The organism is Streptomyces sp. NBC_01450, assembly GCF_036227505.1.
Taxonomy (GTDB): domain Bacteria; phylum Actinomycetota; class Actinomycetes; order Streptomycetales; family Streptomycetaceae; genus Streptomyces.
On record NZ_CP109480.1, the window covers coordinates 4,525,053 to 4,549,788 of the forward strand.

Genomic DNA, 24,736 nt, shown 5'->3' on the forward strand with positions numbered 1-24,736 from the left:
CTCTCAGACTTCGATCTTGCCGAGGCGGCGGATGACGAAGAAACCGACGGTGTAGAGGCCGAGCGAGATCAGGACGAGTGCCTGGCCGAGGCCGGAGCCGGTGACGCGGGCGAGGGCGCCCTCGTTCGAGGAGTTGATCAGGAGCAGCGAGCCCAGGCCGAGCATCGGGACCGTGAAGGCGGTGGCGTTGACCTCGGAGAGCATGGTGCGGACCTCGCGGCGGGTCTCTTTGCGGTCCTCGAGGGTGTGGGTGAGGTTGCGCAGGGAGCTGACGACCGAGCCGCCCGCCTTGTTGGCGAGGACCAGGGTCGTGACGAGGACGATCAGCTCGCGGGAGGGGAGGCGTTCGGAGAGTTCGCCGAGGGCGTCGTCGATGGTGCGGCCCAGCATCAACTGGTCTGCCACGTGCGCGAGTTCCTCACCTGCGGGGGCCTCGAGTTCCTCCGCCGCCATCGCCAGCGCCGTCCGCAGGGCCAGGCCCGCGGCGGTGGCGTTGGCCAGCAGGCGTGCCACGTCGGGGAGTTGGCCAATGAAGGCCTCGATGCGTTTCTGGCGCTGCCAGTTGAGGAAGACGGCCGCGCTCCACACGCCCACGAGGGCGGCGATCGGACCGAAGAAGGGGGCCAGCACCGATGCCGCGATCAGCCACAGCGCGACGACGACGGCGGTGACGTACGTGGCGAACTCCCCCGCCGTCACGTCCAGGCCCGTGGCCGACAGGCGCAGATGGATGGCGCGGCCGAGGCGGGTGCGGCGCAGCCGGCGGTCGACCGCGGCGAAACGGCGTACGCGGCCGGCCGCGGTGCGCAGCGGGCCGCCGCCGGAGAGGCGGTCCACGAGGGCCTGGCGCTGGGCACGGCCCGAGGCGTACGTGTGGACGCCCGCGACGGCGAGGGTGCCGCACAGGACGGTGGCGCCGAGGGCGAGGAGTGCGGGGTCGTTCATGGCTGCCTCCCTTCGGGGGCGGGGTCGGGGTTGGTCATCCGATGGCCCGCCTCGTGTCGAGTACGTCGAGGACCTCGGCCACGCCGAAGGCGGGCGGCAGCGGTTCGTTGGCGACGTACAGCTTCTCGGCGACCACGCGTGGCAGCGGGAGGTGCTCGAAACGGCCGTGTACGACGCGGTCGGGGCCGGCCGGGCGGGGGACGAAGCGGGTGACGGGGACGACGCGGAACTGTTCGCGGCCGTGCGAGACGACCAGGGCGATCTCGGTGACCTTGCGGGAGCCGTCGGCGTGACGGGTGAGCTGGACGACGACGTCGACGGCCGAGTTGATCTGGTCCTTGAGCGCCTCGAAGGGGATCTGGACCTCGGACATCGAGCCGAGGGTCTGGAGCCTCATGAGGGCGTCCTCGGCGGAGTTCGCGTGGACGGTGGCCAGGGACCCGTCGTGACCGGTCGACATGGCCTGGAGCATGTCGAGGGTCTCGCCGCCGCGGACCTCACCGACGATGATCCGGTCGGGGCGCATACGCAGGGAGTTGCGGACCAGGTCACGGATGGTGATCTGGCCCTTGCCCTCGACGTTCGGGGGCCGGGACTCCAGGCGGATGACGTGTTCCTGCTGGAGCTGGAGTTCGGCCGAGTCCTCGATGGTGATGATGCGCTCTCGGGAGGGGATCAGGCCGGAGAGGGCGTTGAGGAGGGTCGTCTTCCCGCTGCCGGTGCCGCCGCTGACGATGAGGTTGAAACGGGCTCGTACGAAGGCCGCGAGCAGCATCAGCATCTGCTCGTCGAGCGAGCCGAGGTCGATGAGTTCGGGGAGGGTGTACGCGCGGGGGAAGCGGCGGATGGTGAGGGTGGGCCCGGTGAGGGCGAGCGGCGGGATGATGACGTTGACGCGCTCGCCGGTGGGGAGCCTGGCGTCGACCATGGGGTTGGACTCGTCGACGCGGCGGTTGACCGTGGAGACGATGCGCTCGATGGTCTGCATCAACTGGTCGTTGGAGGCGAAGCGGAGGGGGAGCTGTTCCACCCGTCCCGCCCGCTCCACGAAGATGGAGTCCGGCCCGTTGACCATGATCTCGGTGATCGACGCGTCGGCGAGCAGCGGTTCGAGGACACCGAGGCCGAGGGCCTCGTCGACGACCCGCCGGATCAGTTGCGAGCGCTCGGCGGAGGACAGGACCGGGCCCTCACGGCTGATGATGTGGCCGAGCACGCGCTCCAGGCGTACCCGCCGTTCGGCTGCCGCCAGGCTCGACATCTCCGCGAGGTCGATCTCCTCGAGGAGCTTGGCTCGGTACACGGCGACGAGGTGTCCGTCCTCGCGGGCGGGGCCTGACTCGTCGGGGGTGGAGAGTCGGCTGCGCAGACTCATGGGTTCAGCTCCTCCCGGTCATTCGTCGGTTGTCCGTTTCCGGTTCAGTTGTCGGTGGGCATGGTGGCGTGGCGGGTGACGGTGTAGGGGCCGAAGAGGGGGATGACGGACGGGACGTGAACGGTGACCGTCGCGGTGGTCGTGTCCGCGCCCTTCGCGGGAGGGGGAACGTCCGGCTTCAGCCATCCACTCACGGCGGCGTGACCTGCGGCGGTCCCCTCTGCGGGGCCACCCTGCTGCGAGGCGACCCGTGCCGCCGCCCGCGCCCCCGTCCCCGCCTGGTTGATCCCGTAGCCGATGAGGCCGAGCTGGATGGCGGCCATCCCGATGACGAGCAGGATGGGCAGGAACCCGGCGAACTCCAGCATGGAGACGCCCCGGTCGTCACGGAGCCGACGCCTCAGCCACCGTAGGGGCCTCATCCGTTGTTCCCCTCCAGCGCGGCGCCCGCGTTCCCCTGCACCTTGAAGCCGGCGTCGAAGCCCGGGAAGAAGAGCGGCACGTCGACCTTCACGGTGGCCTTCATCACCGAGCCCGCCGCGCCGCAGCTGATCTTGGCACCGCTCCAGGCGCCCGGCAGATGCTTGCTCCCGGCCGTCTGGCACGCCCCGGGTACATCACCGTTGACCGCGTACGCCGCCGTAGCCGCCCGTGCCGCCTCGTCCGCCGCGTTCCCGGCCAGCGAGTACGAGTAGCCGTACAGCACGCACTGCCAGAGGATCGTCATCACGACGAGCAGGATGGGGAACATGCCGGCGAATTCGAGGGTGACCGCGCCCCGGTCGCCGCCCTTGCGCCGCAGGGCCAGTGCGCCCCGGTCCGAGGAGGTCTTGCGGCGTCTGCCGCCGCCCCCGCCGGTCTCCTGGGCGACCACCAGTCCCAGTTCCGCCGCCAGCGCCCACAGCGCCCCTTTGACCGTGGAGCGGGCGTCCAGGTCCTGGAGGCGGCCGGCGTCGACGACGGACTGGAGTTCCTTGAAGGCGGCGGGGACGGGGGTGCGGGCGACCTTGGTGCCGGTGACGCGTTCGACGAGGGAGGGCTGGATCTCCGAACCGCGTGCGAAGCGGTTGACGACCGTGGTCGTCTCCTCCGCCTTGCGGATCTGGAGGCGGTCCCACATGCGGACCATGCGTTTGGCGGCGCGGACGGCGACGACGTCGGGGGTGACGAGGAGGAGGGCCTGGTCGGCCATCTCGACGGCCGCCGCGGTCGCGGAGTTCATCTGGGCGCCGCAGTCGACGACCACGACGTCGTGGCGGGAGCGCAGGGCGGACAGGACCTGGCGGGTGACCCGGTCGGTGACCTCCTCGCCGCGTTCGCCCTCGGCCGGGGCCAGCAGCAGGCCCACTCCGCTGTCGTGGGTGTAGACGGCGTCCTGGAGGACGCGGGGATTGATGTCGCTGATTCCGGCGAGGTCGGCGATCGACCTGCGGAACTGCACGTCGAGGTAGGAGGCCACGTCCCCGGACTGGAGGTCGAGATCCACCAGGGCCACGTCGTGTCCCGACGCCCTCGCGGCGAGGGCGAGTTGGACCGCGGTCACCGTCGCGCCGACGCCGCCCTTCGCCCCGGTGACCGTGACGACGGTGCCGCCGGGGCCCGTGTACAGCTCGGGCGTGCCGCTGCCGAGGTGGCGGCGCATGCCGAGCGACCATCCGGCGGCGGCCTGGACGCGTTCGGCGAGGGCGTCGTAGCCCAGCGGGAGGCCGATGATGCCGCGGGCGCCGGAGTCCATGGCGGCGGTGAGGATGCCGGTGCTGGTGTCGGCGGTGATGAAGACGACGCCGACCGCGGGGAAGCGCATCACCACGTCGCGGATCAGGTCCAACGCGGGGACTGGGCCTATGCGTTCGTGGACCAGGACCACTTCGGGCAGCTCGTCGAGGGACTCGGCGGCGAGCCGCGCCAGCGTGTCGAGGAGCGCCGTCGAGTCGGGGACGGGCGGGGCCGGTTCGGCGTCGGCGAGCTGGCTCAGCAGGGTGGTGAGCGCGCGGGCCGAGTCGATGTCACCGACGGCCGGGAGGATACGGATGGTCATCGGCGCGGCCCCGTGATCGTCGACCTCGTACTCATCGACCTCATGGCCGTCGGCCTCGTACTCATCGACCCCGTAGCCGTCGACCTCGTACTCATCGACCTCGTGCGGGGCCATCGGCGCAGCCCCGTGGGGATGGACTTCATGCGCGGCCTCCTACTTGTCCTCGTCGAGGGTGTACGTACGGTCGCCGGGGGCGACGGTCGCGTCGGAGCCGCCCGCGACCAGGGCCAGGCGGACGTGTTCGGCGAACGACTCGGCGAACGCGACGCGTTGGGCGTCGGCGGTGTCGAGCGCGAAGGTGATGGGGACGGCCTGGGTGGCGCTGTTGCGCCGGTCGGTGCTGGACTGGCCGGGGTCGAGGGCGGTGAGTTTGCCGACGTCGATGACGCGGGCGTTCGCCACGATGACCTTGGACTGGTCCTTCTGCTTGTCGTTCTCGGCCTTGAAGGTGGCGTAGATGTTGACCCGGGAGCCCGGGTCGATCTTCCCGGCCACGCCGGTCGCCGCGTCGATCATGATCGCGATCTCCTGCTGGCCCGCTTCCAGCGCGGGCCGGTCCACGATCATGTCGGTCTGGAGCAGGGAGCCCTTCTCCAGCTGGGTGACGGCGATCTTCCCGCGGATCTGGCCGAGGTTCGTGACCGCGGTGCTCGACAGCCAGCGCTTGGGCATCGAGACCTTCTGGAACTGGTCGGCGGACAGTTCCTTGTAGGGCGCGATGTCGCTCTTCAGGCGGTACGCCGCCACCTCCGGGCCGACCTTGGAGTTCACGTCGCGGATCACCGAGAGCACTCCGGCGAAGGCGCCGAGGGCGCACAGGACCGAGAGGACCAGCAGGATGACGCCGCGGCGCTGACGTGAGTTCATGACGCGGACAACCTCGATCGTGGGGCGGGGACGGCGGGGTCGAGCGGTCGTGCCTGGTGTTGTTCGACGTGTCGATCAGCTTGTTGTTGATCAGCGTGTTGTTGTTGATCAGCGTGTTGTTCGGCCGTACGGACGTGGCTTATGTGTCGCCTCGGGGCAGAGCGCGTACTGGGGATGCTGCCCGCACAGTGGCCACCGGAAGCTCAGGAGGCGGGGGAAGCGGTGCGGCACAGAACCCGCAACGGTCGCCGATGAGTTCGAGACCGCACCAGTGGCACTCCTCCCGGCGGACGGACGACACGAGCTGGTAGAGCACGGAGACGTCGTACAGACCGGCGGCGAACTCGGCGAGCTTGGTGGTGCCCCACCAGCGCGCCGACTCCTGGGGCAGCGGTACGGACGCGACGCCCTGCACACGCCAGGCGGGCGCGAGGGTCGCGGTGACCCAGTCGGAGGGCGGCTGGCCCGCGGCGACGAGCAGCCGGGTGGCGAACTCGGGCCCGGTCAGCTCGTCCTGCCCGATCCGGGCCAGCTGCGGGCGCGGATGGGACAGTACGGCGAACTGGGCGCCCGGCACCCAGGACTTGGCGTGCGACTTCAGCGTCACCGGGACCCGGTCGAGCTTGGCGACGGAGCCGAGCAGGGCGCCGGCGTAGATGTAGTGGGCGAGCAGCCGGGCGGAGGAGGCGAGCACGCCCGGACTGAAGTCGCAGACCGAGAGCTGCCGCAACTGCTGGGCCAGTAAGGCCACTCCGAGCGGCGGCAGGTCGATGCCGAGCAGGGCGATGCGGTCGCTCTCCAGGACGGAGCGGACGGTGTGCAGCCGCCGGGTGACCGCGTCCTCGACCGAGGCCGGGTAGAGCGCGATGACGTATCCGTGCTGCTCGATGAGGGCGTGCATGCCCGTGAGGGAGCTTTCGAGACTGTCGAGGGGCTGGACCACGGCGGGTGGGGTCTGCCGGTCGTGCGGTGGGAGCACCAGATCGGGACTGGTGACGGCTATCGCGGTCGGCACGCTGCACACACCCCGTTCACTGTGGCGGGGTGGTCGACCACCGCCTCAGATGGCCCCTGTGACGTCCTCTTGCATCAGCACCATATCCACGGCATGGCCGCCTCAACACCGAATCTCCCAGATCAACTCACGGAAGGTACGGGCTTGATCAACGGAGAGTGAGACGAATATGCCACAAGTCGCCCACCCTGTGGGCCCATTGAAGGGCCCGATCGCCCCCGCCGCCCGCCAGAGGCCTTGACAACCGAATTGGTCTGGACCAACTTGTACGCAGCAACGTCCGACGGTGGCCACCGTTCCGCATCCCCTCTCCCCCCTCCCCTCCCCTCACCGGAGGTCCCAGTGGACCGCGTCATACGTATGCCCCGACCGCCCCGACGGAGATGGGCGGGCGCCCTCGCCGCCGTCGTCACCGCCTCCGTCCTCTCCCTCACCGGCCTGGCCGGCCAGGCCCAGGCGGCGGACGTCAACAACGCCAAGAACGGCGGCTACGAGTCGGGCCTGAGCAACTGGACCTGTACGGCGGGCAGCGGTACGACCGTCTCCTCGCCGGTGCACGGCGGATCGGCCGCGCTCAAGGGCACGCCCGTCGGGCAGGACAACGCCCAGTGCACCCAGGCCGTCGCGGTCAAGCCCAACTCGACGTACACGCTGAGCGCGTGGCTGCAGGGCGGGTACGCCTATCTGGGCGTGACGGGCACCGGCACCACGGACGTCTCGACCTGGACCCCCGACTCCGCCTCCTGGAAGCAGCTCTCGACCACCTTCACCACGGGCGCGTCCACGACCTCGGTGACGGTGTACACGCACGGGTGGTACGGCCAGGCCCCGTACTACGCCGACGACCTGTCGGTCTTCGGCCCCGACGGCGGCGGAGGCGGCGACCCGGCCCCCACGGTCCCGGCGGCTCCGACGGGCCTGACGGTCCCCTCCACCACGTCCTCCTCCGTCTCCCTCTCCTGGAACACGGTGTCGGGCGCGACGGGCTACAACGTCTACCAGGCCGGTACGAAGGTCCAGTCGACGACGGGAACATCGGCGACCGTCTCGTCCCTCGCGGCCTCCACCTCGTACTCCTTCCAGGTCACGGCGACCAACGCGGCGGGCGAGTCGGCGAAGTCGACGGCGGTGACGGGCACGACCACGGCGTCCTCGGGTGGTGGCGGCGGCACCCTGCCCAAGCACGCGGTCACGGGCTACTGGCAGAACTTCAACAACGGCGCGACGGTCCAGAAGATCTCCGGCGTGCAGTCCCAGTACGACATCATCGCGGTGGCGTTCGCGGACGCGACGGGCACGCCGGGCGCGGTGACCTTCAACCTCGACTCGGCCGGGCTCGGCGGCTACACGGTCGACCAGTTCAAGGCGGACATCAAGGCGAAGCAGGCCGCGGGCAAGAAGGTCGTCATCTCCATCGGCGGCCAGAACGGCACCGTGTCGATCAGCGACTCCACGTCCGCGACGAACTTCGCGAACTCCGTCTACTCCCTCATGCAGACGTACGGCTTCGACGGCGTCGACATCGACCTGGAGAACGGCCTCAACGCGACGTACATGACCCAGGCCCTGCGGTCGCTCTCCTCGAAGGCCGGCTCGTCTCTCATCATCACCATGGCCCCGCAGACGATCGACATGCAGTCCACGTCGAACGCGTACTTCCAGACCGCCCTGAACATCAAGGACATCCTGACGGTCGTCAACATGCAGTACTACAACAGCGGTTCGATGCTGGGCTGCGACGGCAAGGTGTACAGCCAGGGCTCGGTCGACTTCCTCACGGCCCTCGCCTGCATCCAGCTCCAGGGCGGCCTGGCCCCCTCCCAGGTGGGCCTGGGCCTGCCGGCCTCGACGAGTGGCGCGGGCAGCGGCTATGTGTCTCCGACGGTGGTGAACAACGCGTTGGACTGCCTGGCCAAGGGCACCAACTGCGGCTCCTTCAAGCCCTCCAAGACCTACCCGGACCTGCGCGGCGCGATGACCTGGTCGACGAACTGGGACGCGGCGGCGGGCAACGCGTGGTCGAACTCGGTGGGGGCGCACGTGCACGGGCTCGGCTAGAAAGGCGCCCTTCGGCCGGACACGGTGCCGGCCACCCCATGCAGGGGTGGCCGGCACTCGCCTGTCGGCGTTGCGTTTGACAATGCGCCGATGTGATGAATCCACCCGTGACGGATGACGAAGTGGTCGGGTTTGCGCTCGTAGCGGCGGTGCAGGCGCCGGCAGCCGGTGAGCCGGGCAAGGGTGCGTTCGACGGCCCAGCCGTGTCGGCCCAGGTGCGTGGAATTCCCGATACCGCGGCGAGCGATGCGGGGACGATGCCCCGCGGGCGTAACCATCGCCGCAGGTGGAAGTAGTCGTATCCCCTGTCCGCGTGCAGCTTGACCAGGCGTCGGCGTCGTCTCCGACGGCGTGAGCGAATCGGTGGGATGCCTTGCACGACCGATTGCGGGGCTTGGCCGTCATGGATGCTGGCTGCCGATATTCCCAGCGAGATGGGCAGGCCGCGGCGATCGACGACGAGGCGGATCTTCGATCCGCTCTTGCCACGGTCGGGCGGATACGGTCCGCTCAGAGGCCCCGCCGGTACCGACCCCGACACCGCTACCGATGCCGTCCCGGGCGAGGCGGATCACGTTACGTCGCGATGACCGATGCCCTCCTGAATCGGGGTGCCTAGTGTCATCTCGTCCCTGGTGGCAACGGATCGGAATCGGACCCGCATGCGTCTGCTCACGTACCTCGTCGGCTGCAGTGTCGACGGCTTCACCGCCGGTCCTGACGGACAGGGCGACCCCTTCGGCTTCGACGGCGATCTCAAGGCCGCCGTTCTGGCCGAGTACCCCGAGACCGTCCCTGACCATGCCCGCAGGTCGCTGGGCGTCGTCAGCACGGCGAACAGGCTGTTCGACACGGTCGTCATGGGGCGCGGCGTCTACGAGTCCGCTCGGGCGGCCGGTGCCGACAGCCCGTATCCCTGGCTGCGGCAGTACGTGGTCTCCTCGTCCCTGAAACGGCCCGCGTCAGGCGTCGATGTCGTCGCCGAGGACCCGGCGGAGTTCGTCCGCGGGCTGAAGCGGCGGCCGGGCATGGGCGTCTGGCTGTGCGGCGGCCCGGTGCTGGCCGGGCGCTTGCTGCACGAGGTCGACAAGCTCGTGGTCCACCGCCACCCGGTGGTGTTCGGGGCCGGCGTTCCGCTGTTCCACGCGGCATTCGACCCTGCCGCCTTCACGCTGACCGACTTCCGGGTCTTCGCCACCGGCGCGACTGTCACTACGTACACCAAGCAGTAGGAGCACACGTGTTGTTTCGCCCCACGACCGAGGCCGATCAAGAGCGTGTCGCAGCAGTCATCGTGGATGAACCGGTGGGCTGGATCGACGCCGACCGCTACCTGGACGAGTTGAAGCAGGGGATGTACCGGCCGGACTGGACCTGGATCGCCGAGGACGACGGGCGGATCGTGGGCCGTTCCTTGTGGTGGGGGCAGCAGGACAGCGCTCACCCCGTCGCCCTGGACTGTCTGCATGTCGACCCGACGCTTCCCGACCGCGCGGAGGTGGCGGCCGGGCTGCTGACCGCCGCGCTGCGGGCGTTCGCCGACGCCGGTGCGCCCAGAACTCCGCTGTACAACCTGACGCTGCCCGTCGGCTGGCGTGACACCCCGGCCGCGGTGGCCGCCGTGGAGTGGCGGCGCCGGGCCGCCGTGGCAGCAGGCCTCACGCACGAGGTGGAACGGCTGCGCCTGCAATGGACGGCCGACGTCGGCCTCCCCGCCTCCAGGGGCCGGCTGACGTTCGCCCCCGCTTCGGACGAGGAGTTCCTCCGGCTGTTCCGTCGGATAGCCGTCGGCAGCCTGGACGACGAGACGCGCAGGAACATCGCCGTCAAGGGCGCCGAAGCCACGGCCAGGGACGAGATGGACTTCTATCTCGGCTGCCCCGGTCGGCGCGAGTGGTGGCGCGTGGCCCACACCCCGGACGGGCAGGTCGCGGGCCTCGCCCTCCCCTCCGCGACACCGTATGCCCGCAACGTGGGCTACCTGGGCGTCGTCCCCGAGTTCCGCGGCCATGGGTACGTGGACGACCTCCTCACCGAGATCACCCTCATCCACGCGGAGTCCGGTGCCGAACTGATCACAGCCACCACGGACACCGGCAACGCCCCCATGGCCGCGGCCTTCGCCCGCGCCGGCTACCGGACTTCGGAGATCCGCATGCTGTATTCGGCGCCGGTGGCGTAGGGCGGAGAGACGGAGGCCCCTTCGCCCGGGGGAGACGGACGGTTGATGAAGGGCGGCAGCGGGCGCGCCGTATGAAGAGAGCCGTATGAAGAGAGGAGAGCCGGTCTGATGCCGGTTTTCATCGAAGAGTTCACCTTGGCCGGGAGCGGCAGCGGTCCCTACGCGCTCACCACGGGCCCGGACGGGGCGCTGTGGTTCACGCTGGTTCACAGCGGGGGCATCGGGCGTCTCGTGCCCGGAGGGATACTCACGCACCATCAACTCGATCCGGACTGCGGGCCGATGATCATCGCTGTCGGGCCGGACGACGCCTTGTGGTTCACCGAGCACCGGGCGCACCGCATCGGCCGGATCACCCTCGACGGCAAGGTCGAGGAATTCACCGTGCCGACCGCGGAGTGCGGTCCGTTCGGAATCGCCGCCGGCCCGGACGGAGCGCTGTGGTTCACCGAGACCGCCGCCGACCGGATCGGCAGGATCACCACCGACGGCCGAATGACCGAGTTCCAGCTGCCGGCCACGGGGAGCTACCCCTCCGCGATCACCGCAGGCGCCGACGACGGGATGTGGTTCACCTTGAACCAGGCCGACGCGATCGGGCGGATCGGCATGGACGGAGCCGTCACTCTGCACCCGTTGCCGACCAGGTCCGCCGCCCCGGTGGGCATCGCGGCCGGGCACGACGGGGCGGTCTGGTTCGTCGAGATCGGTGCAGGGCAGATCGGGCGGATCACTCCCGACGGCGGGATCACCGAGTTCCCGCTGCCCGACCGCACGTCCCGGCCGCATGCCATCACCACCGGCAGCGACGGCACGTTGTGGTTCACCGAGTGGGCCGGCAACCGGGTGGGCTCCCTCACCCCCGACGGCACTGTCACCGTGCACGACCTGCCGACCCCGGGCTCGGAGCCACACGGGATCGCTCTGGGCCCGGACGGAGCTCTGTGGACAGCGCTGGAAATCGGCGCACTCGCCCGCGTCGGCGTCCGTGTCCGCACGCAATGAAGCAATGAAGCAACGAAGCAACGAAGCAACGAAGCAACGAAGCAACGAAGCAACGAAGCAACGAAGCAACGAAAGGGAACGCATGAAGTACGCACTCGTGATCTTCGAGACCGATGAGTCACGCCACCGGATCCGGACCGACCGGGCCGCTCACCGAGCGGCGTACGAGACCTGGATCGGCAAGATCGCGGCGGCAGGCAAACTGATCAGTGGCGATGCCCTGGACACCGAGTCGGCCTCCGCGACGACCGTGCGCAAGACCACCGAAGCAGCGCCCGCCACGGTGACCGACGGGCCCGCACACCCCGGCGAGGAGACCCTGGGCGGCTGGTTCGTCATCGACGTGGCCGACCGTGAGGAAGCCGTGGAACTCGCCAAGGGGCTCGGCACCTTGGAGACCATCGAGATCTGGCCGGTGCTCGAAGGCGCCTGAGGACAGCCCGTTGCGGCATCGCCCCTCCCCGGACGTACAGTGTCGATCATGATGCTCGGTTGCTGGCGGGGGGGCGGACGGTGCAGGGGCGCGCAGACGAACGACGGCACATCGAGCGGCTGCTCGCCAACTCTCGGCGCGGAGCGAGCAGTTCACTGCTGCTGCACGGCGAGGCCGGCATCGGCAAGACCACTCTCCTTGAGCATGCGGCCGCCCACGCGGACGGCATGCGCGTGCTGCGGGTCGAGGGCATCGAGTCGGAGATGGAGCTCGCTTTCGGAGGGCTCCATCAGCTCTTCCTGCCGGTGCTCGATCTACTCGACCGGCTGCCGGGACCGCAGGCCGGGGCTCTGCGCGCCGTCTTCGGCCTGAGCGACGAGCCCGTACGGGACCGTCTCACCCTGGGGCTCGCCACACTGTCGCTGCTGTCCGAGGCGGCCACGGACGACCCCCTGCTGTGCCTGGTCGACGACCTGCAATGGCTCGACCGGCCGTCCGGGGACGCGCTGACCTTTGCCGCCCGGCGGCTGCGGGACGAAGGCATCGTCATGCTCTTCGCCACCCGCGGCACCTCGCCGGAGAGCGGATCGAAGGCGCTGCCGCGCGTACACGTCACCGGCATCGACCGGCGGTCGGCCGTGGCGCTGCTGCCCGGCCTCGCTCCCCCGGTCGCCGAGCACATCCTCGACCAGGCGCAGGGAAACCCGCTGGCGCTGCGGGAGTTGGCCGCCGCGCTGACCCCGGCGCAGCGCGCTGGACAGCTGGGGCCGCTGGCGCCGGCCGAGGCGCGGCCCGAGCTGCCCCATCAGCTCCAGGACGCGTTCGCACAGCAGATCCGCCGCCTTCCCGACGCGACCCAGCGCACTCTCGCGGTGGCCGCGGCCGACGACACCGGGAACCTTCCCACCGTGCTGGCAGCCGCGGGCCGGCTCGACGGGGAGGTCAGGGATCTAGAGCCCGCCGAGCGTGCCGGACTGGTCTTCGTCTCCGCGCAGAAACTGCGTTTCCGGCACCCCCTCATCCGGTTCGCCGCCTACCAACAGGCCCCGCTGGCCTGGCGGATCGCGGCGCACCGGGCGTTGGCGGCGGACCTGGACGGCGCCCAGCACGCGCACCGGCGCGCCTGGCACCTGGCCGCCGCGACGACCGGCCCGGACGAAGAGGTCGCCGCGGAGTTGGAACGGGTCGCCGAGTGGGCCGGAAGCAGGCAGGCGATGGCGTCCGCGTCCGCGGCGTACGAGCGGGCCGCCCGCCTGACCGCCGATCCGCACCGGCACGCCCGCCGCCTGATCGCCGCCGCGCAGAAGGCGAGCGAGGCCGGCCAGGACGAACGGTGCCGCGCTCTCACCGACCAGGTGCCAATGCCGTTGCGGGACCCAGGGATGGCGGCGGACTTCGCCCGGGTACGCTCCGTGGTCGAGCTCGGCTACGGCAGCCCCCGCCGGGCCGCTCGCATCCTGGCCGACTGCGCGGACACGATCTCGGCCGACCGCCCCGACAAGCTCGCGCCGCTGCTGACCGACGCCATCCACGCGGCCTTCTGCGCGGGCGACGCACCCCTCATGGTGGAGATCGGCGTCCGCACACCCCATCTGCCGATCCTGGCCGTGCCCGCCCACCTCCTGGCGGGCGACCTGCCCGGCGCGCGCCGGGCCCTGGACACTCTCGTACGGGCCGGACGCCTCGCCGACGTCGGGCTCATGGACCAGTTGGTGACCGCGATCTACTGCCACCTGATGGCCGATCACGCGACCGCGCACGAACTGGCCGCCACGGCGGTCGCCCACTGCCGCGAGCAGGGCATCGGTGGATGGCTGCCCACCACGCTGCATCTGCGCGCCCAGGTGGAGCTGGCGCTCGGCCGGCTCGACGACGCGCACGCACACGCCACCGAAGCGCTCCGGCTGGCCGACGGCTACGACCTGGACCACCGAGCAGCCCATCTGCGCGCCCTGTTGGCGGTGCTGGCCGCCGTCCAAGGGGAGGAGGCGCAGACCCGGAAAATGGCCGAACAGGCACTGGAGTACACCCGCCCGCGCGAGGTCGGACGGGGCGCGGCGGAGGCGCTGTGGGCGTTGGGGCTGCTCGACCTCGCCCTCGGGCGGGCGCAGGACGCGCTGCGCCATCTGGAGGCGGCCCGGCAGGCGGCGGGCCACCCCTTCCTGGCCCGGCACCTGTTGCCGGATCTGATCGAGGCGGCCGTGCGCGCCGGACATCCGGAAGGGGCGCGGGCACCCGCGGACCAGCTCATGACATGGGCGGCCGACCTCGGACAGCTCCACTTCACGGCCCAAGCGCACCGCTGCGCGGCCCTGACCAGCCCGGACACACAGGCCGAGCAGCACTATCTGGCCGCGTTGGACCTGCACACCGACGGCAACGACTTCGATCGGGCGCGTACCCAACTCCTCTACGGCGAATGGCTGCGCCGCTCGCGCCGCAAAATCGACGCCCGCGACCAACTGCGCACCGCACTGAAAATCTTCGATCAGCTGAACGCCCGACCCTGGGCCCACCGCGCTCGCACGGAACTCCAGGCAGCCGGCGAAACCCACGACCCGTCCGACGCCACCGACTCCCCCCTGACTCGCCTGAGCGCCCAGGAGCGCGAAGTCGTCCGCCTCGCGGCCACCGGCGCCACCAACCGCGAAATCGCCACGCACCTGTTCCTGAGCCCACGCACCGTCGGCCACCACCTCTACCGCGCGTTCCCCAAGCTCGGCATCACCTCCCGAACAGAACTCGCCGACCTGCTCACGCCCTGACGGGCGCAGAAGAACAGGCAGGTCAGCCACCACGCCATGCTCGGCATCGCCCGACTCCACAACCTCAGCCTCGCCAACTGACGGAAACCAAGCTGGTCAACCGACATGGCGTAGATCATTTGCGGGACAGCCCTCAGCGAGATGAACGGCGCTTCCGATCCGTACTCAGCCGCGCTCGCCCGCGGCAGCGTCGCCCACATCCGCGTCCCCCCGCCCGGCTCCCGCGACTCCCCGAAGCCCCAGTCGCCGTCGCAGGCCCGGCATGCGCAGGCCAGGACCCGCAGGGCCGCGCGGCGGCGGGCGTCGCAGGCGGCGGCCAGGCGGGGGTGGGTGTGGCGTGGGTGACGGTCGTAGACGATCACGCGGAAGGCGTCACCCCGATAGCGGAGCGACAGGTAGAAGTCGGGGGATTCGGTGAACTGACACGCGGCCGCGGTCAGTTCACCGATCGCCTGGAGTGCCGCGTCCATGATGTCGCGCAGGTCGTGCGCAGCGAGGAACGCGCGCGTGGCCGCTCGCGCGAGCGCCGGGCTGGCCAGCGCCGCCGGGAGGGTGAGGCTGTACGCGAGGGTTTCGGGGCTGGGCCGGGTGGGGTCGGCGGGGTAGGCGGTCGCGAGGGGGCATGGGGACATCGGTCCTCCTGAGGGGGGAGGGCAGCGGTGGCTTGTCGCGGGCAGGGGCCTGCGATGCACTTCCAACTGCCAAGAGTGGCTGGCGCGTTACCGAACGTAGGGATTGCGGAGTCACTGTGTCCATCACTTTGGGGATAATTACCCCCTTTGGACGTGGACCTGCCCCGCCAGACGCAGGCAGACTGTCGCCATGGCAACCAGAACCACCCCGACGGAACGGCAGAAGCGTCTCGGTGCCGAGCTGCGCAAGATGCGCCTGGCGGCGGGATCCACCACGGAGTACGCGGCGGGTCTTCTCGGTATCGACAGGACACGGCTGTCCAACATGGAGTCGGGCATCCGCCCCTTCTCGCCCGAGCGCGTCCGCACCCTCGCATGCAACTACGCCTGCACGGACAAGGGTTATGTCAAAGCCCTGGTGGCCATGGCGGACGGAAAGGAGCGCGGCTGGTGGGAGCGTCATCGGGGCACGCTGCCCTCCGGGCTCCTGGACATCGCGGAGCTGGAGTGGCACGCCACCCGTGTCCGGACCGCTCAGGTCATGCACGCGCCGGGGCTGCTCCAGACCGAGGAATACGCCCGAGCCGTCTTCGCCGCCGTCCTGCCGCCGCTGACCCGGCTCGAGGTCGAACTGCGGGTCGCACATCGGATGGAACGCCAGCAGGTCTTCGAGCGGCCGGACCCGCTCCCGTACATCGCCTACGTCCACGAAGCGGCCCTGCGCATGCCGTACGGCGGGGCGGAAGCGACCCGGCAGCAACTCGGCCATCTGGGCGCCCAGTCCGAGCGCGAGAACATCGAGGTCCGTGTGATCCCCACGTCCAAGGGCGGGTTCCCCGGCGCGGGACACGCGGTGCTCTTCGCAGACGGGGCCGTGCCCCGGCTCGACACCGTGCAACTGGACTCGGCCCACGGACCGGAATTCACCCATGCCGAGGCTCAGCTCACGAAGTACCGTGCCCATCTGGACTGGATGGACGTTGCGGCGATGACCCCAGCGGCGTCACGCGACCTCATCCAACAGATCGCCCACGAACTGTAGGAGACGTCGTGACCGACCACATCGCCTGGGAAGACCCGTTCTGCGGTGAAGGCAACAACTGCTTCCGCCTCGGCACCGACCCCCAAGGCAATGCCTACATCGCCATAGCCGGCGCCGAAGACCACTACCTCACCGACACCCGCGAAGCCCTCCGCACCCTCATCCGGGACATCAAGGCCGGCAAGGCGGACCATCTGCTCTGAAACATTTCCGTAGGGCCGGCGCATCAATGAAGTGAAGGCGGCGGTACCGAAGACACGGGGGCGGAATGAGACAGGTCCGGAGGGACGATTACGCCGAGTTCGCGGCGGCGCGGGCGGGGCATCTCTACCGTTCCGCGTGTCTGCTCACCGGCGGGGACACCCATCTCGCCGAGGACCTGGTGCAGGAGACCCTCGGTCGCCTGTACGTCCGCTGGTACCGGGTCTCCCGCGTCGGCAACCCCGCCGGGTACGCCCAGACCGTCCTCACCCGTACCTTCCTCGCCCACCAGCGGCGCCGCAGCAGCCGGGAACGCGCCACGGACGAGTTCCCCGATCTGCCTGACCCGCACGCGGCCGGCATCGACACGCCCCTGCGGCTGACCCTGGTCGAGGCACTCGGCCGGCTGTCCGCCAAGGACCGGGCCGTGGTCGTGCTGCGCTACTGGGAGGACCGCAGCATCGAGGAGACCGCCGAGGCCATGAACGTCAGCTCGGCCGCCGTACGCACCCGCTGCACCCGCGCCCTCGCCCGGCTGCGGCTACTGCTCGGGGACGCCCTCAGCGAGCACGCCAGACCCTGACGCCGACTAGGCGCCGACGACCGTACGGACGCTCCGACACACAGCTTCGACAGACAACCCTTACGGAGAGCAGAGAGGGTGATTCGCCATGCCCGTTGACGACCGCGACCACGACCACGACTACGACTACGAGGACCGTTTCGAGGAACGGCTCGGCGGGGCCCTGCACCAGGCCGGCGGGGCCTACGAGACCGACCGGCGCGCCCTGGTCACCGCCGGCGAGGCGCGCGGCCACCGACTGCTGCTGCGGCGCAGGGCCGCCGTCGTGGGCGGCGTGGCCTCGGTCGCGCTCATGGGCCTCGGCGGGACACTGCTCCTGCCCGGAAGCGGCGGGGACGGACAGCGGTCCGTGGCCACCAGTGCGAAGACGCCCGTCGCTTCGGCCACCCCCAAGGCGTCGTACACCGGCGACCAACTGATCGGCATCCTCGAGAAGCTGCTTCCCCGGGGCAAGTTCGGCTCGGCGCAAGCACGCGGCACGGACGACAAGCTGCCCCCGTACGCCCAGGTCGTCTACAACGACGGCAAGGGCAAGGCGGCCATCGCCGTCGGCTTCGACCGGGTCCTGCCGGGCAGCGAACAGGCCCGCCAGACCGTCGCATGCCCGGACAAAGCCCTGACACCGCACGACAGTTGCGCCGTGACCAGGCTGGCCGACGGCTCGGCGCTCAAGATCGTCCAGGGGTACGAGTACCCGGACCGCCGCGCGGACACGAAGCTGTGGACGGCGGACCTCGTCACCCCCAAGGGTCAGCACGTCGGCGTGAGTGAGTGGAACGCCGCGGCCGAGAAGGGCGCGGCTGTCAGCCGTGCCGAACCCCCGTTGTCCACGGCCCGGTTGAGGACACTCGCCACGGCCGGCGCGTGGCTGGACGTCGTCGACGCGATCCCGGTGGATCCCAGGGCCCCGACGGCGGCCTCATCACAGCCCGAGGGCATCGACGGCGGCGCGGTCACTTCGACGCTCGTCTCACTGCTTCCCAAGGGCGTCAAGGTGGTCGCCAAGAGCGGCCCGGACAGCGGGTACGCCTATGTCGTCCTCGACGACGGCAAGGGCAGGAGCCTGGTCCAGATCAACGTGCAGCCGAACATGTCGGACGTCGAGGACCAGCTCTTCGGAACGGGCGCCGAGACGCTGGCCGACGGCACGAAGGTCGTCACACACAAGAAGCCGGGAGAGAAGGGCGGCGCCCACGTCGTCATGTGGACCGCCGACACCATCAGGACCGACGGGTTCCGGGTGGTGGTCAGTGCCTTCAACTCCGGCAGCCAGGTGACGGCCGCGACACGCACCGCCCCCGCGCTCACGTTGAAGCAGCTCCGCGCGATCGCCCTCAGTGCGAAGTGGCGCGGCCTGGACTGAGGTCCCCCACCTCTCTCACGACTCGGGCCCCGTCGGGCGGAGCTGCCGACGGGGCCCGCCGCATGACCGGTTTCCGCCACCGACCCTTTATCGACTCTTGACCTGACCATGCCAACCGCTCACCATGAGCGCCACACCCGCACTCCGTACGTCGCAGTGATTCCACCCCCCACTCCGCCAAGGAGACTTCATGCGACTTCACAGACGCGGCAGGCGCACCGCTACCCTCGCGACCCTGCTCGCGCTCGCCCTCGCCGCCCCCATCAGCGCCACCGCCACCCACGCCACGGCGACGGGAGCGAAGGCCCCCGCACCCTCGGCCGACGACATCCGTCAGTACGAGATCCACCAGAGCACCACCCCGGTGACCCGCACCGCCATCCAGCAGACCGGCGTCACCGTGGACGAGGCCGACGAGGAGACCGTCGTCGTCTCCGGCCGCACCGACCAGGTCAAGGAGCTGCGCCGACTCGGCTACGAGGTGTCGCTGCTGGGGTCCGCGCCGAACCGGTCGAACGGCGCCGGTGACGTCCGGCTCCTCGACTTCCCCTCGGCCGACTCGAAGTACCACAACTACGCCGAGACGAACACGGAGATCGACCAGCGGCTCGCGGCCTACCCGAGCATCATGAGCAAGCAGGTGATCGGCAAGTCGTACCAGGGCCGGGACATCGTCGCCATCAAGGTCAGCGACAACGTCGCCACCGACGAGAACGAGCCCGAGGTCCTCCTCACCTTCCACCAGCACGCCCGCGAGCACCTGACCGTGGAGATGGCGCTGTATCTGCTGCGCGAGCTCGGGGCCGGATACGGCAGCGACTCCCGCGTCACCAACATGGTGAACAGCCGCGAGATCTGGATCGTCCCGGACCTCAACCCCGACGGCGGTGAGTACGACATCGCGACCGGCTCGTACCGCTCGTGGCGCAAGAACCGCCAGCCCAACTCCGGTTCCTCGTACGTCGGTACGGACCTCAACCGCAACTGGAACTACAAGTGGGGCTGCTGCGGGGGTTCGTCCGGTTCCACGTCCTCCGAGACCTACCGCGGCGCCTCGGCCGAATCCGCGCCCGAGGTGAAGGTCGTCGCCGACTTCGTGCGCGGCCGGGTCGTCGGCGGGAAGCAGCAGATCAAGGCCGGCATCGACTTCCACACGTACAGCGAACTCGTGTTGTGGCCCTTCGGGTACACCACCGCCGACACAGCGACCGGCATGACGGCGGACGACGCCGCCGCGTTCAAGGCCGTCGGCCAGAAGATGGCGGCCAGCAACGGGTACACCCCCGAGCAGTCCAGCGACCTCTACATCACCGACGGGTCGATCGACGACTATCTCTGGGGTTCCCAGAAGATCTTCGACTACACCTTCGAGATGTATCCGACGTCCAGTTCCGGAGGCGGGTTCTACCCGCCCGACGAGGTCATCGAGCGGGAGACCTCACGCAACCGGGACGCCGTGTTGCAGTTGCTGGAGAACGCGGACTGCATGTACCGGTCGATCGGGAAGGCGACGCAGTACTGCAGTTGACCACCGGGGCGCTGCGGTGAGGGGGGACTGCGGGCCCGTTGTGGCTGGGCGCGCAGTCCCCCCTCACCCCTATGGGGTGCTCTCGTCCGCGGCCTCTTCGGAATCCTCACCGTCTTCGAAGTAGGCGTCCAGGACCGCGTCCAGCTGGTCCTCCCACTCCTTGAAGCGCGCCCGGGCCGTCGCCTCGATCTCGATCGGGTACCAGCGGCGGTCCGGGGTGTGCACCGTGATGGTGAACCGCTTCCCGAAACGGGGCGACTCCGTCTCGACGGCGCCGATCTCGTCCCAGCGGAACTCCGCCTCCTGGTCGTCCAGGCGCAGCCGTACGCCGCTGTGGTCGGCCTTGATCGAGGCGCGCCGGTCGGACGCCTCGAACTCCGGCCCGTCGGGGTCGGGTTCGGGTTCGGATCCCGAGTCGGATCCGGATTCGGCGGTGGCCTCCTCTTCGGGCTCGGAAGGGGCATCGGCGGACGCCTCGTCGGAGACGGTGTCCTCGGGGGCGGCGTCCTCGACAGCCGCCTCCTCGGACACGGCCTCCTCGGACTCGGCCTCCTCGACGACCGCGTCCTTCGGCTCCGCCTTCGCGGGTGACGTAAGCCCGGGGATGTACGCCGGGTTCACCGCGGCGGCGTCCAGGGGCTGGCTCTTCGAACCTATGCGCTGCTCCACAGCGGGCAGTATGGTCGAAGATCCTGTGTCGGGCACAGCCAGCCCCTACATAGCTACGCGGCTGTTATACGAAGAGGCTCACCACCGCCGCGACCGCGAAGCCCGCCACCGACAGCACGGACTCCAGGATCGTCCAGGTCTTGAGGGTGTCCCGTTCGGAGATTCCGAAGTACTTCGCCACCATCCAGAAGCCGCCGTCGTTGACGTGCGAGGCGAAGATGGAGCCCGCCGAGATCGCCATGATGACCAGCGCGACGAACGCCTGGGAGTGGTCGCCCTCGGTCAGCAGCGGGGCGACGATGCCGGCCGTGGTGACGATGGCGACCGTCGCCGAGCCCTGGGCCACGCGCAGGACCAGGGAGATGAGGTAGGCGAGGACAACCACCGGCAGGCCGACGTCGTTGAAGGTGTCGGAGAGTGCCTGGGCGACCCCGCTGCCCTTGAGGACCGCGCCGAAGACCCCGCCCGCGCCGACCACGAGCAGAATGTTGCCGACCGGCTTGAGCGAGGCCGTGGACACCGTCTCCAGCGACTTGCGGGACCAGCCGCGGCGGATGCCGAGCAGGTAGTACGCCAGCATCAGAGCGATCGTCAGCGCGACGAAGGGGTGGCCGAAGAACGTGATGACCGAGCGGCCGGTGGAGGGATCGAAGGCGATCGAGGAGAAGGTCGCGAGCAGGATCAGCACCAGCGGCGTACCGATGATGGCCAGGACCGTGCCGAGCGGCACCGGCTTCTCCTGCGGAGTGACCCCGGCGGCCCGCTGCTCCTCGGCCAGCGCCGCCCTCGCCTCGTCGGCGGCTTCGGCCATGTCCTGCGGCACGGGGACGAAGATCCGCCTGCCGATCCACGCGGACCAGGCCCAGGCGGCGAGCACGGCGGGGATGCCGCAGACGATGCCCATGAGGATGACCCAGCCGAGCTGGACGTGCAGCAGTCCCGCGGCGGCGACCGGGCCCGGGTGCGGCGGCAGGAACGCGTGGGTCATGGAGAGACCCGCGAGCAGCGGGAGGCAGTAGAGCAGGATCGACTTGCCACCGCGCTTGGCGGCCGCGTACACGATCGGCGCGAGGACGAAGATGCCGACGTCGAAGAAGACCGGGATGCCGAAGATGAGGCCGGTCAGTCCCATGGCGAGGGGCGCCCGCTTCTCACCGAAGAGGTTCAGCAGCCGGGACGCCAACACCTCGGCCCCGCCGCTGACTTCGAGGATCGCGCCGAGCATCGTGCCGAGCCCGATGATGATCGCGATGTGGCCGAGGGTGCCGCCCATGCCGGACTCGATGAGGGAGACGGCGTCGGAGCGCTGGACCGTGCCGAAGAGTTCGGTGACGGAGAGACCGGCCCCGAGGCCGACGGCTATGGAGACCGCGAGCAGCGCGACGAAGGGCTGGAGTCTCGCCTTGATGATCAGGACGAGAAGCAGGGCGATGCCGAGCGCGGCGAGGGTGAGCAGACCGGCGGTGCCGTGGATGAGGGCGATCAGGCCGCCGGTGTGGGGCGGGGCCGGTGGTGTGGTGGTGGCTGCGAGCAGGGGCAGGGCTGAGGACATGAGCGGAGGACCTCTGCATTCGGGTAAGTGGGGCATGCGGCTTTCGGGCAGGGCGGATCACGGCACGGCGCCCCATGAAAGGGGACGCCGTGCCGTGATGACGTACGCGGTGCGGGAGTAGAGGTGCGGGAGAGGAGGGAGGCGAGCCTCGGCTCAGCGTCGGCCCGGCCGGCCCGCGGACGGCGTCAGCCGAGTACGGCCAGCGCGTCGATCTCGATGAGGAGGCCGGCCGGCAGGCCGACGTAGACCGTGGTGCGGGCGGCGGGGGGCGCGGTGAGGCCCTGCTCCTCGAAATAGGTGTTGTAGATCTGGTTCATCTCGGCGAAGTGGTCGACGTCCGTGAGGTAGACGCGGATCATCATCGCGTCGTCCCAGCTCGCGCCGCCCTCCTCGAGGATCGCCTGGACGTTGGCAAGGGTCTGGAGGGTCTGTTCGCGCAGGGTGGGGCCCGCGGGGGTGGGGGGCTTGCCCTCCTCGGCCGGGAGGAAGCCGACCTGTCCGGCGACCTGGAGGAGGTTCCCCTTCTTCACGCCGTGCGAGAACTTCGCGGGCGGTGTGGTGTGGGTCTTGGGGGTGAGCGCGGTCTTCTCGGTCATGGACGTCGGGAACTCTCTTCCTTGGCTGAGGGTTTGCCGGAGTACTCGTGGCTGATGGCGTCGGCGGTACGGCGCACCAGCGGGAGCAGCGTGAGGAGTTCGTCGGCGGTGACGACGACGTTCGGCGCGGAGACCGACATCGCGGCGACGACGCGTCCGTCGACGCCGCGGATGGGGGCCGCGACGCAGTTGATGGACTCCTCGTGACCACCGAGGTCGGTGGCCCAGCCCTGTTCGCGCACCGTGGCCAGCTCCTTGAGGAAGGCGGCGGCGCCCGGGGTCGAACGGGCCGTGTACATGGGGTAGTCGAGCTTGTCCGCGACGGCGCGGCGCTCGGGTTCGGGGAGGTCGGCGAGGAGGAGTTTGGCGACGGCGGCGACCGTGATGGCCACCGGCTTCCCGATCCGCGAGTACATGCGCACCGGATAGCGGCTCTCCACCTTGTCGATGTAGAGGACCTCGTTCTCCTCGTACACCGCGAGGTGGACGGTGTGGCCGCAGCTCTCGTTGAGCCGTACGAGGTGGGGGTGGGCGATCTCGCGGACGTCGAGGTTCTCGACCGCTTCCTGGGCGAGGGCGAAGAGGCGGGCGCCGAGGCGGTAGCGCTGGTCGGACTGGCGGTAGACGAGGCCGTGCTCGTGCAGGGTGCGCAGGAGGCGCAGCGCCGTGGACTTGTGGACGCCGAGGCGGTCGGCGACCTGGCCGAGGTCGGCGGGGCCCTCGGCGAGCAGCGGCAGGATGCTCAGCGCTCGGTCGACGGTCTGGCTCATGGGGTACGTACCTCCTCCTGGGCCCGTGTGACGGCTTCGGTCCAGCCGGGGCCGAGTCGAAGTGTCTCCCACGCCCGGTCGTCCAGTGCGGCCAGCCGGTCGGCGTGCTCGCGGGAGGGGGGCGCGGCGAGGTCGCCGGGGACGGTGAGGGCGGCGGCGGCCATGAGGTGGCCGTGCCGGAGCCGGTCCCGGGCGGGAAGTGCGCGCAGGGTGGCGGAGAGGAACCCGGCGGCGAAGGCGTCGCCGGCGCCGACCGGGGCGACGACGTCGACCTTGAGGGAGGGGACGAAGGTGACCGTGTCGCCCTCGCCCTGGAAGCCCTCGCCGTCACCCTGGAAGAGGGTGGCGCCCCGGGAGCCCTGCTTCACGACCAGGGCCCGGGGTTCGGGCAGCGCGGCGCGGATCGCGGCCGGGCCGCCGGTGACGCCCCAGGCCGCCTCGGCCTCGTCCTCGCCCACGAAGACGAGGTCGCTGCCGCGGGCGAGGTCCAGCAGGACCTTGCCCGGTTCCTGGTGGTGCCAGAGATGGGCCCGGTGGTTGACGTCGAAGGAGACGAGGGGGCGCCCCGCGCGCGGCGCGGTGAGTTCGCGCATCAGGCCGAGGCAGTCCTCGGACAGCGCCGCGGTGATGCCGGACAGGTGCAGTACGCGGCCCGACCGCACGGCGTCCACGCCCACGTTGTCCTTCGTCATCGCGGAGGCGGCGGATCCGGCCCGGTAGTACGCGACCTCGTGGGCGTCGCTCGCCCGGTCGCCCGCCGTGCGGAAGTAGATGCCCGTCGGGCGGGCGGGATCCCGTCGTACGGCGGAGGTGTCGACGCCGTACGCGGCGATCGCCTCGACGAGGTGATCGCCGAACCCGTCGGTGCCGACCCGGCCGATCCAGCGCACGGTGTGTCCGGCCGAGGCGAGCACACACGCGACGTTGGACTCGGCTCCGCCGATCGCCCGTTCGAACGACGGCACGTCGGCGAGGCGTCCCGGCCGGGTGGGCAGGAACGTGACCATGGACTCGCCGAGCGCGACGACATCCACGACGTCCGGGGCGTCGACAGGTCCGTTGGGGGTCACGATGTCTGGGGCTCCTCGCTCTCGCGGCCGACGGGGACCGGGCGGCA

General features: G+C 70.3%; 22 protein-coding genes and 2 pseudogenes. 11 read left to right on the forward strand and 13 right to left on the reverse strand.

The window, feature by feature from the left end; genetic code table 11:
• Nucleotides 1-3: 3 nt before the first annotated feature.
• From OG568_RS20120 to OG568_RS20145, 6 genes are all read right to left on the reverse strand, one after another.
• The gene (locus OG568_RS20120) at nucleotides 4-945 is read right to left on the reverse strand and encodes a type II secretion system F family protein (protein ID WP_329532579.1); all 942 of its coding nucleotides are present in this window, start codon (nucleotides 943-945) and stop codon (nucleotides 4-6) included.
• Nucleotides 946-979: 34 nt separating this feature from the next.
• Nucleotides 980-2,320, reverse strand: a complete 1,341-nt coding sequence (locus OG568_RS20125) for a CpaF family protein (RefSeq protein WP_329532580.1) — start codon at nucleotides 2,318-2,320, stop codon at nucleotides 980-982.
• A gap of 44 nt (nucleotides 2,321-2,364) precedes the next feature.
• Entirely contained in the window at nucleotides 2,365-2,742 is a 378-nt protein-coding gene (locus OG568_RS20130; RefSeq protein WP_329532581.1) for a TadE/TadG family type IV pilus assembly protein, read from the reverse strand.
• Nucleotides 2,739-4,358 (reverse strand): AAA family ATPase, encoded by a 1,620-nt coding sequence (locus OG568_RS20135; protein ID WP_329536393.1) that lies wholly within the window; start codon nucleotides 4,356-4,358, stop codon nucleotides 2,739-2,741. The genes OG568_RS20130 and OG568_RS20135 overlap by 4 nt, the downstream gene beginning before the upstream one ends.
• A gap of 153 nt (nucleotides 4,359-4,511) precedes the next feature.
• Nucleotides 4,512-5,225: a Flp pilus assembly protein CpaB gene (gene cpaB / locus OG568_RS20140; protein ID WP_266436464.1), complete on the reverse strand. Its 714-nt coding sequence runs from the start codon at nucleotides 5,223-5,225 to the stop codon at nucleotides 4,512-4,514.
• A 139-nt stretch (nucleotides 5,226-5,364) separates the two neighbouring features.
• A complete protein-coding gene (locus tag OG568_RS20145) occupies nucleotides 5,365-6,240 on the reverse strand; it encodes a hypothetical protein (protein ID WP_266436466.1) in 876 nt (291 codons plus the stop codon).
• 360 nt (nucleotides 6,241-6,600) lie between these two features.
• Here OG568_RS20145 and OG568_RS20150 point away from each other — a divergent pair, with 360 nt between their 5' ends.
• The gene (locus tag OG568_RS20150) at nucleotides 6,601-8,298 is read left to right on the forward strand and encodes a chitinase (protein WP_329532582.1); all 1,698 of its coding nucleotides are present in this window, start codon (nucleotides 6,601-6,603) and stop codon (nucleotides 8,296-8,298) included.
• Between the two features lie 116 nt (nucleotides 8,299-8,414).
• On the opposite strand, the pseudogene OG568_RS20155 reads toward OG568_RS20150, so the two are convergent.
• A pseudogene (locus OG568_RS20155) lies at nucleotides 8,415-8,818 on the reverse strand (transposase); the annotation flags it as partial.
• Between the two features lie 142 nt (nucleotides 8,819-8,960).
• Between OG568_RS20155 and OG568_RS20160 the strand changes: the two are divergent.
• From OG568_RS20160 to OG568_RS20180, 5 genes are all read left to right on the forward strand, one after another.
• Nucleotides 8,961-9,530 carry a dihydrofolate reductase family protein gene (locus OG568_RS20160; RefSeq protein WP_329532583.1) on the forward strand — a complete coding sequence of 190 codons (570 nt, stop codon included), beginning with the start codon at nucleotides 8,961-8,963 and terminating at the stop codon, nucleotides 9,528-9,530.
• 62 nt (nucleotides 9,531-9,592) lie between these two features.
• Entirely contained in the window at nucleotides 9,593-10,480 is an 888-nt protein-coding gene (locus OG568_RS20165; RefSeq protein ID WP_329532584.1) for a GNAT family N-acetyltransferase, read from the forward strand.
• A 108-nt stretch (nucleotides 10,481-10,588) separates the two neighbouring features.
• The gene (locus OG568_RS20170; RefSeq protein ID WP_329532585.1) at nucleotides 10,589-11,485 is read left to right on the forward strand and encodes a Vgb family protein; all 897 of its coding nucleotides are present in this window, start codon (nucleotides 10,589-10,591) and stop codon (nucleotides 11,483-11,485) included.
• A gap of 82 nt (nucleotides 11,486-11,567) precedes the next feature.
• A complete protein-coding gene (locus tag OG568_RS20175) occupies nucleotides 11,568-11,918 on the forward strand; it encodes a YciI family protein (RefSeq protein WP_329532586.1) in 351 nt (116 codons plus the stop codon).
• An 80-nt stretch (nucleotides 11,919-11,998) separates the two neighbouring features.
• Nucleotides 11,999-14,683, forward strand: a complete 2,685-nt coding sequence (locus tag OG568_RS20180) for an ATP-binding protein (protein ID WP_329532587.1) — start codon at nucleotides 11,999-12,001, stop codon at nucleotides 14,681-14,683.
• A gap of 155 nt (nucleotides 14,684-14,838) precedes the next feature.
• On the opposite strand, the pseudogene OG568_RS20185 reads toward OG568_RS20180, so the two are convergent.
• A pseudogene (locus tag OG568_RS20185) lies at nucleotides 14,839-15,315 on the reverse strand (ATP-binding protein); the annotation flags it as partial.
• A gap of 190 nt (nucleotides 15,316-15,505) precedes the next feature.
• Between OG568_RS20185 and OG568_RS20190 the strand changes: the two are divergent.
• From OG568_RS20190 to OG568_RS20210, 5 genes are all read left to right on the forward strand, one after another.
• On the forward strand, nucleotides 15,506-16,357 hold the full coding sequence (locus OG568_RS20190) for a helix-turn-helix domain-containing protein (protein WP_329532588.1): 852 nt from the start codon (nucleotides 15,506-15,508) through the stop codon (nucleotides 16,355-16,357).
• 8 nt (nucleotides 16,358-16,365) lie between these two features.
• Nucleotides 16,366-16,560, forward strand: coding sequence for a hypothetical protein (locus OG568_RS20195; RefSeq protein WP_329532589.1), 195 nt, complete (start codon nucleotides 16,366-16,368; stop codon nucleotides 16,558-16,560).
• Between the two features lie 65 nt (nucleotides 16,561-16,625).
• Nucleotides 16,626-17,141, forward strand: coding sequence for a SigE family RNA polymerase sigma factor (locus OG568_RS20200; RefSeq protein WP_329532590.1), 516 nt, complete (start codon nucleotides 16,626-16,628; stop codon nucleotides 17,139-17,141).
• Nucleotides 17,142-17,229: 88 nt separating this feature from the next.
• A complete protein-coding gene (locus OG568_RS20205; protein ID WP_329532591.1) occupies nucleotides 17,230-18,504 on the forward strand; it encodes a hypothetical protein in 1,275 nt (424 codons plus the stop codon).
• Nucleotides 18,505-18,694: 190 nt separating this feature from the next.
• The gene (locus OG568_RS20210; RefSeq protein WP_329532592.1) at nucleotides 18,695-20,032 is read left to right on the forward strand and encodes a M14 family metallopeptidase; all 1,338 of its coding nucleotides are present in this window, start codon (nucleotides 18,695-18,697) and stop codon (nucleotides 20,030-20,032) included.
• A 69-nt stretch (nucleotides 20,033-20,101) separates the two neighbouring features.
• Here OG568_RS20210 and OG568_RS20215 read toward each other — a convergent pair whose 3' ends face one another.
• From OG568_RS20215 to OG568_RS20235, 5 genes are all read right to left on the reverse strand, one after another.
• Nucleotides 20,102-20,701 (reverse strand): hypothetical protein, encoded by a 600-nt coding sequence (locus OG568_RS20215; protein ID WP_329532593.1) that lies wholly within the window; start codon nucleotides 20,699-20,701, stop codon nucleotides 20,102-20,104.
• A gap of 64 nt (nucleotides 20,702-20,765) precedes the next feature.
• The gene (locus OG568_RS20220) at nucleotides 20,766-22,253 is read right to left on the reverse strand and encodes a GntP family permease (RefSeq protein ID WP_329532594.1); all 1,488 of its coding nucleotides are present in this window, start codon (nucleotides 22,251-22,253) and stop codon (nucleotides 20,766-20,768) included.
• A 185-nt stretch (nucleotides 22,254-22,438) separates the two neighbouring features.
• Nucleotides 22,439-22,849, reverse strand: coding sequence for a RidA family protein (locus tag OG568_RS20225; RefSeq protein ID WP_329532595.1), 411 nt, complete (start codon nucleotides 22,847-22,849; stop codon nucleotides 22,439-22,441).
• Nucleotides 22,846-23,619, reverse strand: coding sequence for an IclR family transcriptional regulator (locus OG568_RS20230; RefSeq protein ID WP_329532596.1), 774 nt, complete (start codon nucleotides 23,617-23,619; stop codon nucleotides 22,846-22,848). Before OG568_RS20230 ends, OG568_RS20225 begins: the two co-directional genes overlap by 4 nt.
• Complete coding sequence (locus tag OG568_RS20235) at nucleotides 23,616-24,689, reverse strand: sugar kinase (RefSeq protein WP_329532597.1); 1,074 nt, start codon at nucleotides 24,687-24,689, stop codon at nucleotides 23,616-23,618. The genes OG568_RS20230 and OG568_RS20235 overlap by 4 nt, the downstream gene beginning before the upstream one ends.
• Nucleotides 24,690-24,736: the final 47 nt, after the last annotated feature.

What these genes read in the sequence shown, in the direction of transcription:
- OG568_RS20120 (WP_329532579.1), bottom strand. Translation starts at nt 945, where the DNA reads ATGAACGACCCCGCACTCCTCGCCCTCGGCGCCACCGTCCTGTGCGGC.
- OG568_RS20125 (WP_329532580.1), bottom strand. Translation starts at nt 2,320, where the DNA reads ATGAGTCTGCGCAGCCGACTCTCCACCCCCGACGAGTCAGGCCCCGCC.
- OG568_RS20130 (WP_329532581.1), bottom strand. Translation starts at nt 2,742, where the DNA reads ATGAGGCCCCTACGGTGGCTGAGGCGTCGGCTCCGTGACGACCGGGGC.
- OG568_RS20135 (WP_329536393.1), bottom strand. Translation starts at nt 4,358, where the DNA reads ATGACCATCCGTATCCTCCCGGCCGTCGGTGACATCGACTCGGCCCGC.
- cpaB (WP_266436464.1), bottom strand. Translation starts at nt 5,225, where the DNA reads ATGAACTCACGTCAGCGCCGCGGCGTCATCCTGCTGGTCCTCTCGGTC.
- OG568_RS20150 (WP_329532582.1), top strand. Translation starts at nt 6,601, where the DNA reads ATGCCCCGACCGCCCCGACGGAGATGGGCGGGCGCCCTCGCCGCCGTC.
- OG568_RS20160 (WP_329532583.1), top strand. Translation starts at nt 8,961, where the DNA reads ATGCGTCTGCTCACGTACCTCGTCGGCTGCAGTGTCGACGGCTTCACC.
- OG568_RS20170 (WP_329532585.1), top strand. Translation starts at nt 10,589, where the DNA reads ATGCCGGTTTTCATCGAAGAGTTCACCTTGGCCGGGAGCGGCAGCGGT.
- OG568_RS20175 (WP_329532586.1), top strand. Translation starts at nt 11,568, where the DNA reads ATGAAGTACGCACTCGTGATCTTCGAGACCGATGAGTCACGCCACCGG.
- OG568_RS20190 (WP_329532588.1), top strand. Translation starts at nt 15,506, where the DNA reads ATGGCAACCAGAACCACCCCGACGGAACGGCAGAAGCGTCTCGGTGCC.
- OG568_RS20200 (WP_329532590.1), top strand. Translation starts at nt 16,626, where the DNA reads ATGAGACAGGTCCGGAGGGACGATTACGCCGAGTTCGCGGCGGCGCGG.
- OG568_RS20205 (WP_329532591.1), top strand. Translation starts at nt 17,230, where the DNA reads ATGCCCGTTGACGACCGCGACCACGACCACGACTACGACTACGAGGAC.
- OG568_RS20210 (WP_329532592.1), top strand. Translation starts at nt 18,695, where the DNA reads ATGCGACTTCACAGACGCGGCAGGCGCACCGCTACCCTCGCGACCCTG.
- OG568_RS20220 (WP_329532594.1), bottom strand. Translation starts at nt 22,253, where the DNA reads ATGTCCTCAGCCCTGCCCCTGCTCGCAGCCACCACCACACCACCGGCC.
- OG568_RS20225 (WP_329532595.1), bottom strand. Translation starts at nt 22,849, where the DNA reads ATGACCGAGAAGACCGCGCTCACCCCCAAGACCCACACCACACCGCCC.
- OG568_RS20230 (WP_329532596.1), bottom strand. Translation starts at nt 23,619, where the DNA reads ATGAGCCAGACCGTCGACCGAGCGCTGAGCATCCTGCCGCTGCTCGCC.